Origin of the sequence: uncultured Reyranella sp. (assembly GCF_945957355.1) — a bacterium.
Classification (GTDB): Bacteria; Pseudomonadota; Alphaproteobacteria; order Reyranellales; family Reyranellaceae; genus Reyranella.
The window spans coordinates 16,025-34,045 of record NZ_CAMFKM010000004.1 but is presented as its reverse complement, the minus strand read 5'-3'; the positions used below and the strand labels follow the sequence as shown (position 1 = coordinate 34,045).

General features: G+C 63.9%; 17 protein-coding genes. 4 read left to right on the top strand and 13 right to left on the bottom strand.

Features of this window, described 5'->3' with window-relative positions:
• Positions 1-10 precede the first annotated feature (10 nt).
• The 9 genes from Q0Q48_RS08015 to yghU form a co-directional block, all read right to left on the bottom strand.
• The gene (locus Q0Q48_RS08015; RefSeq protein ID WP_295136412.1) at positions 11-985 is read right to left on the bottom strand and encodes a tripartite tricarboxylate transporter substrate binding protein; all 975 of its coding nucleotides are present in this window, start codon (positions 983-985) and stop codon (positions 11-13) included.
• Positions 986-1,035: 50 nt separating this feature from the next.
• Positions 1,036-1,524 carry an SRPBCC domain-containing protein gene (locus tag Q0Q48_RS08010; protein ID WP_295136410.1) on the bottom strand — a complete coding sequence of 163 codons (489 nt, stop codon included), beginning with the start codon at positions 1,522-1,524 and terminating at the stop codon, positions 1,036-1,038.
• Positions 1,521-1,850, bottom strand: coding sequence for a metalloregulator ArsR/SmtB family transcription factor (locus Q0Q48_RS08005; protein WP_295136408.1), 330 nt, complete (start codon positions 1,848-1,850; stop codon positions 1,521-1,523). Before Q0Q48_RS08005 ends, Q0Q48_RS08010 begins: the two co-directional genes overlap by 4 nt.
• 69 nt (positions 1,851-1,919) lie before the next feature.
• Complete coding sequence (locus Q0Q48_RS08000) at positions 1,920-2,438, bottom strand: UGSC family (seleno)protein (RefSeq protein ID WP_295136406.1); 519 nt, start codon at positions 2,436-2,438, stop codon at positions 1,920-1,922.
• Positions 2,439-2,454: 16 nt separating this feature from the next.
• Complete coding sequence (locus tag Q0Q48_RS07995) at positions 2,455-3,540, bottom strand: hypothetical protein (protein WP_295136404.1); 1,086 nt, start codon at positions 3,538-3,540, stop codon at positions 2,455-2,457.
• A gap of 14 nt (positions 3,541-3,554) precedes the next feature.
• Complete coding sequence (locus Q0Q48_RS07990; RefSeq protein WP_295136402.1) at positions 3,555-4,541, bottom strand: tripartite tricarboxylate transporter substrate binding protein; 987 nt, start codon at positions 4,539-4,541, stop codon at positions 3,555-3,557.
• Positions 4,542-4,649: 108 nt separating this feature from the next.
• A complete protein-coding gene (locus tag Q0Q48_RS07985) occupies positions 4,650-5,552 on the bottom strand; it encodes a LysR family transcriptional regulator (protein WP_295136400.1) in 903 nt (300 codons plus the stop codon).
• A gap of 34 nt (positions 5,553-5,586) precedes the next feature.
• A complete protein-coding gene (locus Q0Q48_RS07980; RefSeq protein ID WP_295136398.1) occupies positions 5,587-6,594 on the bottom strand; it encodes an asparaginase in 1,008 nt (335 codons plus the stop codon).
• 102 nt (positions 6,595-6,696) lie between these two features.
• Positions 6,697-7,572, bottom strand: coding sequence for a glutathione-dependent disulfide-bond oxidoreductase (gene yghU, locus Q0Q48_RS07975; protein ID WP_295136396.1), 876 nt, complete (start codon positions 7,570-7,572; stop codon positions 6,697-6,699).
• Between the two features lie 196 nt (positions 7,573-7,768).
• On the opposite strand from yghU, the gene rfbB reads away from it, so the two are divergent.
• Positions 7,769-8,827 carry a dTDP-glucose 4,6-dehydratase gene (gene rfbB / locus Q0Q48_RS07970; protein ID WP_295136394.1) on the top strand — a complete coding sequence of 353 codons (1,059 nt, stop codon included), beginning with the start codon at positions 7,769-7,771 and terminating at the stop codon, positions 8,825-8,827.
• A gap of 54 nt (positions 8,828-8,881) precedes the next feature.
• Here the strand turns inward: rfbB and cysN are convergent, their stop codons facing one another.
• The 3 genes from cysN to rfbA all read right to left on the bottom strand — a co-directional run bounded on the left by cysN (position 8,882) and on the right by rfbA (position 12,816).
• The gene (gene cysN / locus Q0Q48_RS07965; RefSeq protein WP_295136392.1) at positions 8,882-10,780 is read right to left on the bottom strand and encodes a sulfate adenylyltransferase subunit CysN; all 1,899 of its coding nucleotides are present in this window, start codon (positions 10,778-10,780) and stop codon (positions 8,882-8,884) included.
• Positions 10,780-11,631: a sulfate adenylyltransferase subunit CysD gene (gene cysD / locus Q0Q48_RS07960; protein ID WP_295136930.1), complete on the bottom strand. Its 852-nt coding sequence runs from the start codon at positions 11,629-11,631 to the stop codon at positions 10,780-10,782. The genes cysN and cysD overlap by 1 nt, the downstream gene beginning before the upstream one ends.
• Positions 11,632-11,901: 270 nt before the next feature.
• Positions 11,902-12,816, bottom strand: coding sequence for a glucose-1-phosphate thymidylyltransferase RfbA (gene rfbA / locus Q0Q48_RS07955; RefSeq protein ID WP_295136390.1), 915 nt, complete (start codon positions 12,814-12,816; stop codon positions 11,902-11,904).
• A gap of 90 nt (positions 12,817-12,906) precedes the next feature.
• Here rfbA and rfbC point away from each other — a divergent pair, with 90 nt between their 5' ends.
• Together rfbC and rfbD are read left to right on the top strand one after the other, a co-directional pair.
• Positions 12,907-13,458 carry a dTDP-4-dehydrorhamnose 3,5-epimerase gene (gene rfbC, locus Q0Q48_RS07950; RefSeq protein ID WP_295136388.1) on the top strand — a complete coding sequence of 184 codons (552 nt, stop codon included), beginning with the start codon at positions 12,907-12,909 and terminating at the stop codon, positions 13,456-13,458.
• A gap of 3 nt (positions 13,459-13,461) precedes the next feature.
• The gene (gene rfbD / locus Q0Q48_RS07945) at positions 13,462-14,370 is read left to right on the top strand and encodes a dTDP-4-dehydrorhamnose reductase (RefSeq protein WP_295136386.1); all 909 of its coding nucleotides are present in this window, start codon (positions 13,462-13,464) and stop codon (positions 14,368-14,370) included.
• A 600-nt stretch (positions 14,371-14,970) separates the two neighbouring features.
• Here the strand turns inward: rfbD and Q0Q48_RS07940 are convergent.
• Positions 14,971-16,320 carry a UDP-glucose/GDP-mannose dehydrogenase family protein gene (locus tag Q0Q48_RS07940; protein ID WP_295136384.1) on the bottom strand — a complete coding sequence of 450 codons (1,350 nt, stop codon included), beginning with the start codon at positions 16,318-16,320 and terminating at the stop codon, positions 14,971-14,973.
• Between the two features lie 432 nt (positions 16,321-16,752).
• On the opposite strand from Q0Q48_RS07940, the gene Q0Q48_RS07935 reads away from it, so the two are divergent.
• Positions 16,753-18,012: a lysophospholipase gene (locus Q0Q48_RS07935; RefSeq protein ID WP_295136383.1), complete on the top strand. Its 1,260-nt coding sequence runs from the start codon at positions 16,753-16,755 to the stop codon at positions 18,010-18,012.
• The last annotated feature ends 9 nt before the right edge of the window (positions 18,013-18,021 follow it).

Sequence of the window (18,021 nt, the reverse complement as noted above, 5' to 3'; positions counted from 1 at the left end):
AGAAGGCTCGTCAGTCCAGCGAGACGCCGGTCTCCGCCGCCACCGTCTTCCACTGGCGCACTTCCCCGTCGAGGAAGCGCGCCATCTCGGCACTTCCCTGCGGCATGGGATCGAGGAAGGCGGCGTCGAATTTCTCCTTCACGTCCGGCAGGACGAGCACGCGGGCGATGTCCGCCGCCAGCTTGTTCGTCACCTCCGGCGGCGTGCCCGCCGGCGCGAGAAAGCCATACCAGTTGTAGACGACGACGCCCGGCGCGCTCTCGGCATAGGTCTGGACATCGGGCAGACGCGGATGACGCTCCGCCGTGGCGATCGCCAATGCCTTCAGCTTGCCCGACTGGAGATGCGGCATGACCGGTGGCATTGCGTTCATGACCAACGGGATCTGGCCGTTGATCGCGTCGGCGAGCGCAGGCGCGCCTCCCTTGTAGGGCACATGGACGAGGTCGAGGCCGACCTTCGTGCGCAGCAGTTCATAGGTCAGATGGGGACCACTGCCCTGCCCCGGCGTACCAACCGGGATCTTCTGGAGCTGATCGCGCGGCATCGCGAGCAACTCCTTCAGCGAATTGGCGGGAAACGATGGATTGGCGACCAGGACCTGGGGCGACGCGCCGACCAGCGTGATCGGCACGAAATTCTTCACGGGATCGTAACGCGCCTTGGAATAGACGGCGGGATTGATGCCGTGCGCGACGTCGGCATAGAGCAGCGTATATCCGTCCGCCGGCGCCCGCGCGACGAGCTCCGTGCCCAGCATGCCGGCGGCGCCGGGCCTGTTGTCGACGATCAGGTTGTAGCCGCCGATCTCCTGGAGCTTCTGCGCCACGAGCCGGCCGGTGAAATCCGAGCCGCCGCCGGGCGTATAGGGCACCACGAGGCGAATGGTCTGCGACGGATAGGCCGCCTGCGCACGGACGGAAGAGCCGATCAGGCCGGCAGTCGCGCCGGCCGCCAGGAAAGTGCGACGTGAAACAGCAGTCATGGCTGAAGATCATACACACTTCATGCCAGGACAGTTGCGAGGCCGCCGGTTCAGTCCGGCTTGCGGGCGGCCGTCTCCTCCGCCGAGATCGCATCGATCGTCTTCACGACCTGCTGCCAGCCGTTGCCCATGCCGGTGAACGCGGTCTGGTTGCGCGGCAGCACGAAGCCGGAATGAACGAGGCGCAGGCGCGTTCCGGCCTCGACCGGAGCCAGCGTCCACGTGACCACCGTGTCGAGTGGCGCGCCGTAGCCCACGTTCGACTCGTGTCCGCCTTTCCAGGAATGGACGAAGCGGCGATTCTCGACCACGTCGAGGACCTCGCAATGGATCGTGCCGTCCCATCCGCCGGCCGGCGTCGTCCTGTAGGTGAAACGGGTACCGACCACCGGCGCAAAGCCTTCGATCGGCATCTTCAGCCAGCGGCCGATCAGGGCGCCGGTCGTGAGCACTTTCCAGATCGCCGATGGCGGATGCGGGAAGACGTCCTCGACGACGATGTCATGGGTATCGGGCCTGCGGGCAGCAGCGTTGCTCATGGGTCAATTTCCTTCAGGAGAGCACGGAGGTTGTCGAAGCGATCGCGCCAGAAGACGCCGTAGTGGCTCATCCAGTCGACCAGCGGCTCGAGCCCCTTGGGCTCGGCGCGGTAGTAGACGTTACGGCCCTCGGGCCGTTCGGCGACGAGCCCGGCCTGCTTCAAGGACTTGAGGTGCTGCGAGATGGCGCCCTGCGTCACCCCGCTCCCCTTCGTGAGTTCGCCCACGGTAATTTCCGAGGCGCCGACCACGCGTTCGAACACCGCCCGCCGCGTGGGATCGGCGAGGGTGCGCATGACGGCATCGAGGGGAGCAGGCTGGTTCATGACCAACGCATTAGCCAAGGCTAATGAATTAGTCAATACTATTTGGTCGTCGCCTTTGGTTGGCGATCCTCAGGCCTGAAGGATCGCCACCGCCTGGCTATAGGCCACCTCGGCCCGGACCTTGAGTTCGTCGAGGGTGCAACTCCCGATCGGGTGCTGGACCTTCACGAACGGGTAGTCAGGAATGCCGAGCACCCGAGCGATGTTCTTCACGGTCACCTCGAAGGGCGTCGTGCAAATCACCACGGCGCGCTTGCCGAGTTGTTCGAAGCTGATGCTGTCGTGCAGACTGCACGTTGAGCAGGACCCTCAATCCCCCAGGCCGGTGATGAGGAAGTCCACCTCCTGCGCCACCTGGGTCAGGGTCGCGGACGGCGCCGGGGCGCTCGCGTTCTTCTTCGAGGCCACGGTTCGGATGGTACAGCCATGCCGCTCGACGAACAGCGCCGCGACTTCCCGCAGCATCTCGTCGGCATTGAGCTTGCCGTTCTCCAGGAGGCCGATTCGCAGGCCCTCGAGGCTGGCGAGCGGCGGCGCGCGGAACGCCTGGCGCTTGGGCGTCGTCGACATGGGTGAATAGAGCTGCATCTGAAACTCCTTCCGCTTACTTAGCGACGCCCAAAGGCGGTGGGATGATGGCCTTGTGCTGCATGATCGACGCCCGGCCCCGGCTCCACGACGGGATGAAGCAGGAATGACCGCCGGCATCGCCGCCGCCCATGGTCACGAGGATGTCGTCCGGCCGCATCCCGCGATGCATGAAGCCCTCCATGGCGAGCGCGTGCGCGCCCTCCCCGTGCTGCGCTTCATATTCTCGGTCGCGATACTTGCCCGCGCTCTTCATGCCTTCGACCGACCGCCTGGCCGTTACGAACAGGAACTCCTGCACCTTCTCGCGCGACCAGCCGGCATCCGCCACGATCTTCATGTGCTCGGGCGCGAGGATCACCACGCTCTGGCCGAGGCTGATGCAGCCGTAGTTGGCCATCGAATCGGCGACCGAGCCGAGCACTTCCTCCGGCGTATTGCCACCGTGGTTCTCGACGTTGAAGAAGCCGCCGCCGGCATAGCAGGTGACGCTCGACACGCCCTTCTCGTAGCCCTGCGCCTCGCAGAGCAGCGGCCACGGATTGCCGCGCGACCGTTCGGCGATGCAGAAGCTGTATTTTCCCGGATTGCCCTGCGTGGACTTGTCCGAAATGCCCGGCAGCATCTGGAACACGTTGCGCAGGATGAGGCGCGTCGCCCGGCCGATCGTCCCGTTGGCGCGGTTACCCGGGCCGAACAGGTTCACGTCGGCATTCATGCCGATCTCCTCGGCATAGGGACCGCTGACGACGAGCAGCGGCGCCGACCCGCCGGTGCTGGCGGTCGAACCGTGGAAGTTGAAATCGGTCCGGTCCATCGCCTCGAACGCGGCGACGATCACCGGGAAATATTCGGGCAGGCAGCCCGCCATCACCGCGTTCACCGCCGCGGCATGCAGCGACAGGTCGAGGCCGGTCGCGGGATGGTGCGCGATCACCGTCTCGCGCGGACGCGCCTCGGCCGCCAGCATGGCGTCGACGCGGGGAACGACCGGCGGCACGACGGGAAGACCGTCGGTCCAGCCCTGCTCGTAGCACCAGTCGATGGCGGCCAGCAGATCGTCCGGGACTTCGTGGATCCGCGGCTTGGGGGCGACGGCCATGGCTCGTTCCTTCCCTACTCGACCTTGGCGCCGACGCCCTCGACGAGCTTGCGCCACTTCACGAGTTCGCCGGGCAGGATCGCACCGAATTCGGAGCCCGGCCGGAAATCGATGTCGGAGCCTCCGCTTTCGAGTTGTTCACGGAAGGCCGGATCCTTGAGCGCGTTTGTCATGGCCGCGACGATCACCTGCCCCACTTCGGGTGGCGTGCCCGCCGGCGCGACGAGGCCCAGCCAGCCTTCGAGGCTGAACCCGTCGGGCAGCGCTTCGAGCAGGGTTGGCGTATCGGGAAGCTGTCGCGAGCGCTTCGAGCCGGTCGTCGCGAGCGCGCGCAGCGTCTTCTGCTGCACCAGTCCCAGCGCCGTCTCGAAGGTCGGGAAACCGACCTGCACCTGATCGGACACGAGCGCGCGCACGATCTCGGGCGCGCCCTTGTAGGGCACGTGGACGTAGTCAATGCCGGTAGCCTGACGGAAGGCTTCCGCAGCGAGATGCGCCGGACTGCCCGCACCGCCCGAACCGAAGTTGAGCTTGCCGGGATTGGCCTTCGCCATGTCGACGAATTCCTTGACCGTCTTTGCCGGGCTGTTGGCCGGCACCACCATCATCGAGGCGCCGCGCACGAGCAGGCAGATCGGCGTGAAATCCTTCACCACGTCGTAGGTGATCTTCGTATAGAGCGCCGGATTGATGACATGGCTGTTGGCCATCATCATCAGCGTGTAGCCGTCAGGCGCCGAGCGAGCGGCCGTCTCTGCGCCGATATTGCCGGCCGCGCCTGGCCGGTTCTCGACGATGAACTGCTGCTTCAGCTCCTGGGTCAGGCGTTGCGCGACACGACGAGCCGTCGTATCGGGCGAACCACCCGCGGTAAAGGGCACGATGAGCCGGACCGGCTTGTCCGGATACTGCGCCGCCGCCGGTCCTGCGGCCCCGGCGGCGATCGCTGTCGCAAGCAACAGCGTCCCACACAGGCCCATCAGGCTGTGTCTTGTAGCCATGGATCCTCCATCGGCTTCATCTTCTTGTTCTACCCGCTAAAGGCCCCTGATCCCGGCCCGGTGACAATTGCCCAAATCCGAATGAGCCATAGCCTGCAGGCATAGCCTCTAGCGGCGCGGTGTCTTCCGCCGCATGGCCGCACGAGCGAAGTCGGCGACCTTCTTCACGACCGGCGAGCGCCAGTTCGCCTCGGTCGTGAGCATCCAGCATTCGTAGCCGATCTCCACGCGCAGCTTCAGCTCGACGAGCGTACCGTCACGCAGTTCCTGCTCGAACACGAACCGTGGGCCCAGGGCGACGAAGTCGGACTCGAGCGCCCGGCTCTTCACCAGCGCATAGTCGTCGGAGACAAAGGCATTCATGTTCCGCGCCGCCTTGGCGCTCATCGCACCCAGCCATTTGCGGAAACTCGGCACGGCGCCGACGCTGGCGAGAGGGTGTTTGAGCAGCATCTCCGGCGTCAGCGGTGCCTGACGGAGGGCCAGATGACGCGGTCGCACCACGGCGATCCGCAGGTCGTCGCAGATCTTGACGCGGATGAAATCGGACTGCTCGTCGGGCGCCTCGAAATAGCAGAAGACCAGATCGAGGCTGCCCATGCGCAGCGAGCGCATCAATGTCTGGACGTCGTCGTAGCGCGCTTCGAGCTGCAGGTCGGGAAAGGTCTTCCCGACCTGCCGGACGACCTCGGGCAGCAGCTTGACGCGTGTCGCCGGCCCGACGCCGATGCGCAGGCTGCCGGTTTCTCCGCGGGCGAGTTCCTCCAGCTGTTCGCTCATTCTCGCCACGCCGGCCAGCAGCATTGCCGCATGCTCGGCCGCCACGTGACCGTAAACGGTCGGCCGGGCGCTGCCACCGCCGCGGTCGAACAGCTTCAGTCCAAGATGCTTCTCCAGTCGCGCGATGCTCTTGCTCAGCGTCGGCTGGGAGATTCCCAACCGCTTGGCCGCGCCGCTGAAACTGCCCGCACTGCAGACGGCGACGAGATGCTCGAGTTGCTTCAACTCCATCGCGGCAGGGTATCAGGCCGCGACCGGCCGGCAATCAGTAGGTCGCGAAGATCCGGGCGATCTCGGCCGGATCGGTCGTCCGGGTGAGCGCCAGGGCAAGCAGCAGGCGTGCCTTCTGGGGATTGAGATTGTCCGCGGCGAGGATGCCGGCCTTGTCGAGCTTCTGGCCGCGGAAGATGCGGCCCGAACCGGCCCGCGAGGACTGCACCACGACGATCCCCTGCTTCACCGCCTCTTCCATCGCGGCGAGATCGGCGGCGGGCGGCATGCCCGGCGCGAAGCCGGCGGACACCAGCCCCTTCGCCCCGGCGGCAATGAAGGCCCGCATCGCGCTGCCGTCGGAACCCGCATAGGCATAGGCGATGTCGACCCTCGGCAGGGCGTCGAGGTGTGTCAGGTCGAATTCGGTATCGGGAATGTGCCGGCGCTCCGGCCGCCGGTAGTAGGCGACGCGGTCGGCATCGGCGTGCCCCAGGACGCCGAAATCGGGCGTGCGGAAGGTCTGCATGCGCCAGTTCGAGGTCTTGGTGACCTCGCGCGCTGCCTGGATCTCGTCGTTCAGCAGCACCAGAACGCCCCGTCCGCGGCTATGCGGGCTGGCGGCGGTGCGCACGCCGTTCACGAGATTGATCGCGGCATCGGTCGACAGGCCGGAGGCCGGCCGCTGTGAGCCGATCAGCACCACCGGCACATCGACCTTGAGCACCAGGTTCAGGACCCAGGCCGTCTCCTCGAGGGTCGCGGTGCCGTGGCCGATCACGATGCCGGACAGGTCGGGATGCTCGGCCACGACGCGATGGCAGAGCGCCGCGAGCTCCTTCCATTCGTCGAAGTAGATCTCGGGGCTCGGCACGTTGCGGAAATCGACCGGAATGATCTCGGCGATCTCCTCGACCACCGGAAAACGGGCGACGATCTCGCTGGCATGCATCCGATTCTCATGCACGCCGTAGTCCTGCAGCTCGAGCGGATGGACACCCAGCGAGGCCATGGTGCCCCCGGTGCCGATGAAGGCCACCTTGGGCCGGGTGGTGCTGCTCACGTGATGCTCCTGCGCTGTTCGTTCATCCATCAGCCAACGCAAGATCGATGCCGCCGCAGCGTCGCCGAATGGCGATACTGCGGCGGCAAACGGCGGGGTCGCTCAGCCCTTGGCCGCGATCTTGTCCTGCGTCTTCAGGTCGAAGTCGCTGGCGTCGTGGCGCTCATGGAGCTGCGCGGCGGGATCACCCTGCAGACGATTGACGATGCGACCGCGTTTGACCGCCGGGCGCGCGCCGATCTCGTCGGCCCAGCGATTGACGTTTTTGTACTCATGCACCGCCAGGAATTCGCCGGCGCCATAGAGCAGGCCCTTGGCCAGGCCGCCGTACCACGGCCAGACCGCGATGTCGGCGATCGTGTAGTCGTCACCGGCCAGGTACTTGGTTTCGGCCAGGCGCCGGTCGAGCACGTCGAGCTGGCGCTTGGTCTCCATCGCGAACCGGTCGATGGCATATTCGATCTTGGTCGGCGCATAGGCGTAGAAGTGCCCGAAGCCGCCGCCGAGATAGGGCGCGCTGCCCATCTGCCAGAACAGCCACGACAGGCACTCGGCGCGCTTTGCGCTCTCCGTCGGCACCAGCGCGCCGAACTTCTCGGCGAGGTAGAGCAGGATGGCGCCCGACTCGAACACGCGGACCGGCTCAGGCCCGCTGCGATCCACCAGGGCGGGGATCTTGGAGTTCGGATTGATGGCGACGAAGCCGCTGCTGAACTGGTCGCCCTCGCCGATCTTGATCAGCCAGGCGTCGTATTCGGCGCCCTTGTGACCCAGCGCCAGCAGCTCCTCGAGCATGATGGTGACCTTCTGGCCATTGGGCGTGCCCAGCGAGTAGAGCTGCAGCGGATGCTTGCCCACCGGCAGCTCCTTCTCGCTGGTCGGGCCGGCGATCGGACGGTTGATGTTGGCGAACCGGCCGCCGCTGGCCTTGTTCCAGGTCCAGACCTTGGGCGGTGTGTAGTCGGATGCGTCGCTCATGCTTCCAATATCCTGTGATGGAGCTTCGTTGATGGCGCCATCCTAGCCGCCTTTCGCTCGCCCTGCTCGCCTCCGTGCCGCCGGCAGGAGGGGTTAGAAAACGAAACGGAACATATGGTAGGTAGGGATAAGTCCCCGGATTTCGGGCATTCCCTGACCCAAGGAGGGGCGAGCCTGCTCGCTTCGTAATGGCTCCATGAGAATTCTTGTTACCGGCGGCGCCGGGTTCATCGGTTCGGCCGTCGTGCGTCACATCATCCGGGACACCGACTGGACGGTGGCCAACGTCGACAAGCTCACCTACGCGGGCAACCTCGAATCGCTGGCCGAGGCGCAGACCAGCAACCGGCACCGCCACTACAAGACCGACATCTGCGATCGCGCCGGAATCGACGCGGTTCTGGCCGAATTCCGTCCCGACGCGATCCTGCATCTCGCCGCGGAAAGCCATGTCGACCGGTCGATCACCGGCGCCGCACCGTTCATCGAGACGAACGTCAACGGCACCTTCACGATGCTGGAGGCCGCCCTCGCCTATTGGCGCACGCTCGACGAGGCCGCGCGCGGCCGCTTCCGCTTCCAGCACATCTCGACCGACGAGGTGTTCGGCTCGCTGGGCGCCACCGGCCTGTTCACCGAGACCACGCCCTATGCCCCCAACTCCCCCTATTCCGCGAGCAAGGCCGCGTCCGACCATCTGGTCCGCGCCTGGCACCACACCTACGGTCTGCCGACCCTGGCGACCAACTGCTCCAACAATTACGGCCCCTATCACTTTCCCGAGAAACTGATCCCGCTGGTCACCATCCGGGCCCTGCGCGGCGAGAGCCTGCCGGTCTACGGCAAGGGCGAGAACGTGCGCGACTGGCTGCACGTCGAGGATCACGCCGAGGCGCTCGTCACGGTGCTGCGCAAGGGCCGGCCCGGCGAGACCTACAATATCGGCGGCAACAGCGAGCGCCGGAACATCGACGTGGTACGCGGCATCTGCCGCCTGCTCGATGAGATGCAGCCCGGCGCCGCCCACCGTCCCCACGAATCGCTGATCCGGTTCGTGACCGACCGGCCAGGACACGACGCCCGCTACGCTATCGACGCGTCGAAGATCGCGACCGAACTCGGCTGGCGGCCGCGGCACGATTTCGAGAGCGGCCTGCGCGACACGGTGCGCTGGTTCCTCGACAATCGCGGCTGGTGGGAGCGCGTGATGAGCGGCGAATACCGCGGAGAGCGGCTGGGCCTGACCGCCGCCTGATCGATGCGACGTTCTATTTGTCGCCGACCCGCGCGCCCTCCCAAGCAGACGCGCCTAAGCGCTCGTCAGACCCTTGGCTTCGAGCAGGCTGAGCAACTGGTCGACTGCCGCTTCGACGGAAAGCCGGGTCGTATCCAGCTGGGCGTCGGGATTCTCGGGGGGTTCATACAGAGAGCCGATACCCGTAAAATTCATGAGTTGCTGCCGCCGCGCCTTCTTGTAGAGGCCCTTGGGATCGCGCGCCTCGCAAACATCCAGTGGCGCATCAACGAACACTTCGAGGAACTCACCCTCACCCATGAGATTGCGCGCTGCTTCGCGCTCGTTCCGGAACGGAGAAATGAACGAGACGATCACGAGCAGCCCGGCATCGACCATCAGCCGTGCCACTTCCGCCACTCGCCGGATATTCTCGATACGATCAGCATCGGTGAATCCCAGATCGCGATTCAGGCCGTGGCGGACATTGTCGCCGTCCAGGACGTAGGTATGCCGTCCGAGGCTGTAGAGCCTCTTCTCCAGGGCCGATGCGATGGTCGATTTTCCCGAGCCTGATAGGCCCGTGAACCAGATCACCGCTGCCTTCTGGTTCTTCTGCGCAGCCCGTGCCGCTCGGCTTATCTCGAGGTTCTGCCAGTGAATGTTGCTGGCCCGCCGCAGCGCGAAGTCGATCAGTCCCATGCCGATGGTCTGGTTGGTGATGCGGTCGATCAGAATGAAGCTGCCAAGATCGCGGCTTTCCCCATATGGCTCGAACGCGATCGGCCTGTCCAAGGAGATGTTGCAGAGCCCGATCTCGTTGAGCTGGAGTGTCTTGGCGGCATTGTATTCGAGGGTATTGATGCTGATCTTGTGCTTGAGCGCCGTGACGGTCGCCTGCGTCGTCCCGGTGCCGGCTTTCATGAGGTAGGTCCGCCCCGGCAGAAGCTCCTCCGCCGCCATCCACAGTAAACGCACGGCGAACTGATCGGCAATGGAGACGGGTGATCCGGCAGCGCAGATGACATCACCGCGACTCACGTCGATTTCCCGGTCCAACACCAGCGTCACCGCCTGGGCGTCGACTGCGGTTTCAAGGTCGGCGTCCTGAGTAACGATGCGCGAGATCGTTGCTTCCTGGCCGGAAGGAAGCACCTTGATGCGATCGGACGTTCTCACTGTGCCGCTTGCGATCGTCCCGGCGAAGCCGCGGAAATCCGCATTGGGTCGATTGACCCATTGCACGGGCATGCGCAGTGGGCGCATCGAGGTTTCCCGGCCGAACTCTACAGTCTCCAGGTACGGTAACAGGGCAATCCCCCGGTACCAGCTCATTTGGCTGCTTGGCGCGACGACGTTGTCGCCCCGCAATGCCGAGATCGGAATGCATTCGACCTGCTTCAGCCCGAGCTCCTTGGCGAAGGCCATGTACCTGGCGACATAGGCTTCGAAGACGGCATGGTCGTATTGGACGAGGTCCATCTTGTTGACGGCAAGCACGATGTGCCGGATGCCGAGCATCGAACAAATGTAGGAATGCCGCCGGGTTTGCGTCAGCAGTTCGCTGCTGCGGTGGACATCCGCCAAGATGATGGCGAGGTCTGCCGTCGATGCGGCCGTTGCCATGTTGCGCGTGTACTGTTCGTGGCCTGGTGTATCGGCAACGATGAACTTGCGCTTGTCGGTTGCGAAGAAGCGATAGGCGATGTCGATAGTGATGCCTTGTTCGCGTTCCGCCGAAAGCCCGTCGACAAGAAGCGCGAGGTCGAGATCGCCTGCCTGAGTGCCGACCCGTGCGCTCTCGGCCTTCAGGCTATCGAGCTGATCATCCAACAACATCTTGCCTTCGTAGAGGAGTCTGCCGATCAGTGTGGACTTGCCGTCGTCCACACTCCCGCAGGTGATCAAGCGCAGCAAATCCTTCTTCTCCTGAGCGCGCAGGTAGGCGTCCAGACCGGGTGCTTCGCCACTCATCAGAAATAGCCTTCCAACTTTTTCCTCTCCATCGAGCCCATGCTGTCGCGATCGATCATGCGGCCCTGACGTTCCGAGTTTCTGGCGCGCAGCATTTCGTCGAGGATCGCCGGCAACGTGTCTGCATCGCTTTCGATCGCGCCGGTGAGCGGGTAGCAACCCAGGGTGCGGAACCGGACCTTCCTCATCTCCGGCCGCTCGCCCGGCTCCAGAGGTAAACGATCGTCATCCACCATGATCAACATGCCATCGCGCCGCACAACGGGACGCTCCTTGGCGAAGTAAAGCGGCACGACAGGAATCTTCTCACGGTAGATGTATTGCCAGATGTCGAATTCGGTCCAGTTCGACAACGGAAAGACTCGGATGTTCTCGCCTTTGCTCTTGCGCGCGTTATAGAGCTTCCAGGGCTCCGGGCGCTGGTTCTTCGGATCCCAGCGATGGTTCCGCGATCGGAAGGAAAAGATGCGTTCCTTCGCACGGGACTTTTCCTCGTCACGGCGAGCCCCGCCAAGGGCCGCGTCGAAGCCGTGCCGATCGAGCGCCTGGCGAAGCCCCTCCGTTTTCATCACGTTCGTGTAGATCGACGAGCCGTGGCTGAAGGGATTGATCCCCTGACGGACACCCTCCGAGTTGACGTGAACAATGAGATCGAGGCCGAGCCGGGCCGTGGTTTCCTCGCGAAATGCAATCATTTCCCGGAATTTCCACATCGTATCCACGTGCAGCAGCGGGAACGGAGGCTTCGCGGGATAGAAAGCCTTCATCGCGAGATGAAGCATGACCGAGGAGTCCTTGCCGATCGAATAGAGCATCACCGGCTTCTCGCACTCCGCGACCACTTCGCGCATGATGAAGATGCTCTCGGCCTCGAGCCGCTGGAGATGTGTCAACCGTTGAACGTCGTCGAGCAATCGATCTCTCTCCATTAAAGAGGGCAGCGCAAGTCCAGCTTCATGAATTTCAGAAGTCGCAGTTCCTGACGTGTGCTCCATCTGGGGCCGCCGTCGTGTCGCCTTCGTCCTGCGGCGAACCGCCCGGGCGAGGCCGTGCGAGAGGCATCTCGCAAGACAGTTGGGGCGGCCGGCCATCGACGCTTTCGATGAACGCGTGGCCATCCATTATGTCGATCGGTCTCCGGCAGCCTCAAGTCTTTCCCGTTCGGCGGCGAAAGCGCGATGCACCCCCAAGAGGTAGAGACCGTAACGGCTCTTGCTCGCCGCAACCGCCAGCCGATGAAAGGCATCGAGCGTTATGTGCCCCAGTCGCAGGGCAACCTCTTCGGGGCACGAAACACGAAGCCCCTGACGTTGCTCCAGGATCTGGACGAACTGACTGGCCTCGGTCAGCGATTCGTGGGTGCCGGTGTCAAGCCAGGCAAAGCCGCGCCCCAGCATCTCGACGAAAAGCCGTCCTTCCTCCATGTACGCCCGATTGACGTCGGTTATCTCGATTTCGCCCCGGGGGGAGGGCTTCAAGGCGGCGGCGACGTCCAGCACACGATTGTCGTAAAAATAGAGACCGGTGACCGCAAAATTCGACTTGGGCTGGCTAGGCTTCTCCTCGATCGAAAGCGCACGGCCGCCCGCATCCAGTTCCACCACGCCGTACTGCTCCGGGCGGGCCACGACATAGGCGAATATCGTGGCGCCCTCCTCCCGGGCCGCCGCATTCGCCATGGCCTCGGGCAGGCCGTTGCCATAGAAGATGTTGTCGCCCAGCACCAGGGCAACACGATCCGTCCCCACGAACTCGCGGCCGACGATGAAAGCATCGGCAAGACCTCGAGGCGCTTCCTGCGCGGCGTACGTGAAGCGCATCCCCCACTGGCTGCCGTCTCCGAGCAGCCTTTCAAAAAGCGCCATGTCTGGCCGCGTGGATATGATCAGAATGTCGCGGATGCCGGCGAACATGAGCGTGGTTAGCGGGTAGTAGATCATCGGCTTGTCGAAAACAGGAAGCAGCTGTTTCGACACGACCGCCGTCGCCGGATAGAGCCGGGTGCCCGAACCGCCGGCCAAGATGATACCCTTCATCGCACCCCCCTCCGCCGGACTCACCGATGTTGCCAATAACGTACAATTACTCCTATAAAAAGCCTCTCGTTAGTTGCCGGGTGAACAAGAATGCGCACGTTCGAGACCACACTTCCTGGCGTGGTTGTTTTCGAACCTCGCCGGGTCAGCGATGCCCGCGGCTTTTTCGTCGAGACATTCCAGGCAGACCGATATGCGTCGTGGGGCGCCGGCGGCCCCTTTGTTCAGGACAACCTGTCTCGCTCTTCCCAGGGGGTCCTTCGTGGATTGCATCTTCAGAACCCAAATCCCCAAGGCAGGCTCGTCAGTGTGTTGCGGGGAACCGTCATGGATGTTGCCGTCGATGTGAGACTCGGCAGCCCAACCTTCGGAAAATCGTTCACCGCGGAGCTCAGTGAGGAAAATGGCCTTCAGATGTACATTCCGAGAGGCTTTGCCCACGGATTTGTCGTGCTCTCCGTGAGCGCCGATTTCTTCTACAAGTGCGACCGCGTGTACAGCCCTGAGGATGAAATCACGGTGAGTTGGTCCGATCCCGCACTGGGCATCGACTGGCAGGTTTTGGATCCTAAGGTTTCCCCCAAAGATGCGGCTGCCCTTCCGCTTTCGCAAATTGATCGCCTGCCCAGGTATGAAGGCTAGCAATTGCGGATTCTGGTGACGGGAGTCACGGGTCAGGTCGGATCGGCACTGATATCCCGCCTGTCACGGTTCGGCACGGTGATTCCGGCCGATCGTACCGTCATCGACTTGTCTGCTCCGCGGGAGATTGCAGCCCGACTTAATGCTCTGGCTCCCGACATTGTCATCAATCCTGCAGCCTATACTGCCGTCGACAAGGCGGAGGATGATCGCGACCTCGCTTTCCTCGTGAATGAGACGGCTCCGCTCGCCATTGCTCGATGGACGGCTGACAATCACGTGCCCTTAGTTCATTTCTCAACAGACTACGTTTTCGACGGTACCGGGACGACTCCCTGGAGAGAATCGGATTCGCCCTCCCCGATCTCCGTCTATGGCCTCAGCAAGCTAGCCGGTGAAGTGGCCATCCAGAGCGTTGGCGGCCCGCATCTCATTGTGAGGACGTCGTGGGTATACGCGCCAACCGGCACCAATTTCCTTCGGACCATCATGCGCTTGGCTCACGAGCGGGATGAGTTGCGCATCGTCGCCGATCAATTCGGTGCGCCGACATCAGCCGCAATCATCGCTGATGCGATTGCGGCCATGTTTGCCGCCCCTCAGGGGATCTCCAATGTCATCGCCCGTGACAGCGGCCTCGTTCATCTGGCCGCATCTGGCATAACCACTCGGCATGAATTCGGTTGCGCGGTCGTAGAATGTCTAAACGCCAAAGGGGCTCCACTGAAGGTCACGAAAATTGTTCCAATTAGCAGCGATAACTACGCGATGAAAGCGAAGCGTCCGCTCAACTGCCGTCTCGATTTAACTAGGCTAGCCCAAACCTTTGGTATCTCTACGCCTCACTGGCGCAGTGGACTCGAGGCTGCGGCTACGGATCTGCTCCCTATTGATGACACGCCGGCTTATTGAGTCTTTTCGACCTACTCTCGTTGGTGCGGTACACCAGGGTGGCACGCAAAGCCCGGCAACAACGTAAAGATCGCCATGACCTCCGGCCATTAGTGGCGGCGCGACTTGGGGCTCGCTTACGCCGCACCCGGCACGCACTGACGCGAGTCGGACAGTGCACGACGGTGAGCCATAAGGCCTGAATCTTCGCGCGTCATGTTCGTTCCCTCCGAACGGATTCGCCACAACTGTGGGACAGGTTCCAGGTGCAGGTCAGACGCATCAGGTTAGTTCCGACGAATCCGCGCCCATCTGCAATTAGAATCTGCTGTTCGCCCAAGAACTGAACGGCTGCGACAAGTACGGGCTGCTATCCCCAGATCCCGTAGAAATGGCCATGTTCGCTCGCTTGGGTGTCCAAAGCGATGCGCAGAGGAGAGGCGCCCCCGATGACCAGTGGCCCGATACCGTCGCGATATGGCGCGGGCCGGCATCAGACCGCCGAGGTGGTCGCTCACTATGCACAGACTGTCGAGCTCAGCGATGGATGAAAGCGGAATAGTTACAGGTGGCACTTTTGAAAGCGCTCACCCGTATTGAACTTCGAGAAGCAGCACTCGATCATATGACGGACGGCATGGGCTGGCAGAAGCCGGTCAAGCGCCCGGCCGGACGGCCGACGCCTTCGTAGGCAAATCCGAGGGACCGCATTTCGTCGGGATCGAAGATGTTGCGCAGGTCGACGATGCGCGGCTGCCGCATCGCCTCCTTCAGCCGGCGCGGGTCGAGGCCACGGAACTCATGCCATTCGGTGATCACCACCAGCACGTCCGCGCCCGTCGCCGCCTCGTAGGCCGTCCGGGCGAACGTCACGTCCTTCATCAGGCGCCCCGCCTCGTCCATTCCCTCGGGGTCGAACGCCACGATCCGCGCCCCTGCCGCCTGCAGCGCCGGCACGATGTCCAGCGACGGCGCATCCCGCATGTCGTCCGTGTTCGCCTTGAACGTCAGCCCCAGCACACCGATCGTCTGCCCAGACACCGAACCGCCGCAGAAATCGATGACCTTCTGCGCCATCTTCTTCTTGCGGCTGTTGTTCACCTCGATCACCTGCTCCACGATCGTCTGCGGCGCATTCGCCTCGCGCGCCGTGTAGGCCAGCGCCAGCGTGTCCTTCGGGAAGCACGAGCCCCCGAACCCCGGACCCGGATGCAGGAACTTCCGCCCGATCCGCCCGTCCAGCCCGATCCCCCGCGCCACGTCGTGCACGTCCGCCCCCACCCGCTCGCACAGGTCCGCGATCTCGTTGATGAACGTGATCTTCGTCGCCAGGAACGCGTTGCCCGCGTACTTCGTTACCTCCGCCGTCTCGATGTTCGTGAACACCATCGGCGTCTGGATCAGGTTCAGCGGACGGTAGATCCCCGACATCACCTCCTGCGCCCGCTCGCTCTCAACCCCGATCACCACGCGATCCGGCTTCATGAAGTCCTCGATCGCCGCCCCCTCGCGCAGGAACTCAGGGTTCGACGCCACGTCGAACTCCCCGGCCGGATGCGCCTCGCGGATGATCCGCGCAACCTCACGACCCGTCCCCACCGGCACCGTCGACTTCGTCACCACCACCGTGTAGCCCCGGATCGAGCGCGCGATCTCCGCCGCCGCCGCGTAGACATACGTCAGGTCCGCATGACCGTCGCCCCGACGCGTCGGCGTCCCCACCGCGATGAACACCGCGTCCGCATCGCCCACCGCCGCCGCAAGGTCCGTCCCGAACCGCAGACGGCCCGCCTCCACATTGTCCGCCACCAGCTTGTCCAGCCCGGGCTCGTAGATCGGCATCACCCCCTTCAGCAGCCGATCGATCTTCCCCGCATCCTTGTCCACGCAGAAAACATCGTGCCCGAAGTGAGCAAAGCACGCCCCGGACACCAGACCGACGTAGCCAGACCCGATCATCGCTATACGCATCGCTGCCATCTCCGTGCTTGGGCGCGCCAACTGCACCCCGTACTATTGTCTCGATCCTTCAACCGTCAATCGCACGATTGCCCGCAGAGATTTAATTGCGCAAAAGAGATCGGCTCGGTTTGTTTGTGCGGATTCCGGGCTTCCAGAGTGGAGTATCCGTGGCCCGAGGTCCTGATGCGGATCGTGGCGATGAATGATCGCCAGCCCGCCATGCTCGGCATGCCCGAACACCCTATGGGAACCGATCGAGGGGCGCCGATCGGGCCAGAGTCCGGCCCGCACGGTCGCACAGTATGTTTAAGGGCGAATGACATGAAGCTGACCAAGCAAGACCCCGGCCATTCGGGAACCCGCCCAGCGAACGACCGTATCGGCCGGCGGAGACTGCTGAGATCGTCTTGTGCGGCCGCTGGTTCGGTCGCTGTTTCACTGGTGGGACAGGGCGCCCTCGCCTCACCAGGGGGAACGTCGCCGGCGGTGGTGGAGCGGCCCGTCCGCGTCACGAAGGAGCGGCTCGATGCGCTCGCGGCAAAATTCCATGCGGTGTTCAACGAAGGCAACGTCCTGGGACCATTCTCAACCGCCCGGCATGCCGCGCGCCACGACGTGGAGTTGAGACGCCTCACCACGTCCACGCGTCTGCCCGAGACGGGAGAGCAGGTGCAGGTCAGCGGCTTGCTCGCGATCCCGGCCGGCAGCAAGGGCTCGCTACCCGTCGTCTCCTGGCAGCACGGCACGATCCTGTCCTTCGACCAGGTCCCGTCGAACCTGACGCGGCTCGAGAGCGAGGCCTATGGGCTGCGCGACAATGTCGATTCGCTCGAGACCCTGTTCAACGTCCAGCGCTTCGCGGGTAACGGCTATGCCGTCATCGCCGCGGACTATCCCGGCAAGGGCCCCTATCGCGACGGCCGCGCCGAAGCCTATGCCGTCAAGGACGCCACGGTTCAGTGCTGCCTCGACGTGTTGCAGGCGGGCGTGCGGGAGCTGGAGAAATCGGCTCTGCGCCCCTCCGCCTTGTTCCTGAATGGCTGGTCGCAAGGGGCCCTGAACACTCAATGGCTGAATCAGGAGCTGCAGCGGCGCGACATCAAGGTGGCTGCGACCGCCGCCCAGAGCCCGTTCAACGATCTGCCCGACACGTTCCACTACTGGTCCAGCCCGCAATCCTTCATCCCCTCGGCGGAGAAATCCTATCCGCTGCCGCCGGCCTGGATCGTGCCCTGCGAGATCGTCCTGCTCGGCAGCTACCGGCGCTACTACGGCCTGACCGATCTCTTCGAGACTGCGATCAAGCCGCAATATCGCGCCTTCGCCGAGAAATACTGGTCCGACTACAGCCTCGACGGAGACCTCGCCAAGGCGATCCCGCCCGCCGCCGACTTCCTGACCGACGGCTTCTTCGACCACTTCACCCACGCGACCAACAGCAAGTTCCTGCGCCGCCTCGCCGCCAACAGCACCACCTTCTGGGACTATGCCTCGCCGATCCGTTTCTACTACGGCCTGGCCGACGAGGCCTTGTACCCCGGCCTCGTCAAGATGGCGCTCGCGTCCGGCGGACACGACATGGCGGGCGTTCCGGTCAAGGGAGCCAGCCACCGCGCCACCTTCCTGGCGAGCCTCTACGGCGACGCCGCCATCCTCGACGGCAAGTCCACCGTCTTCGACTGGTTCAATTCGCTGCGCTGAGGCCGCCCC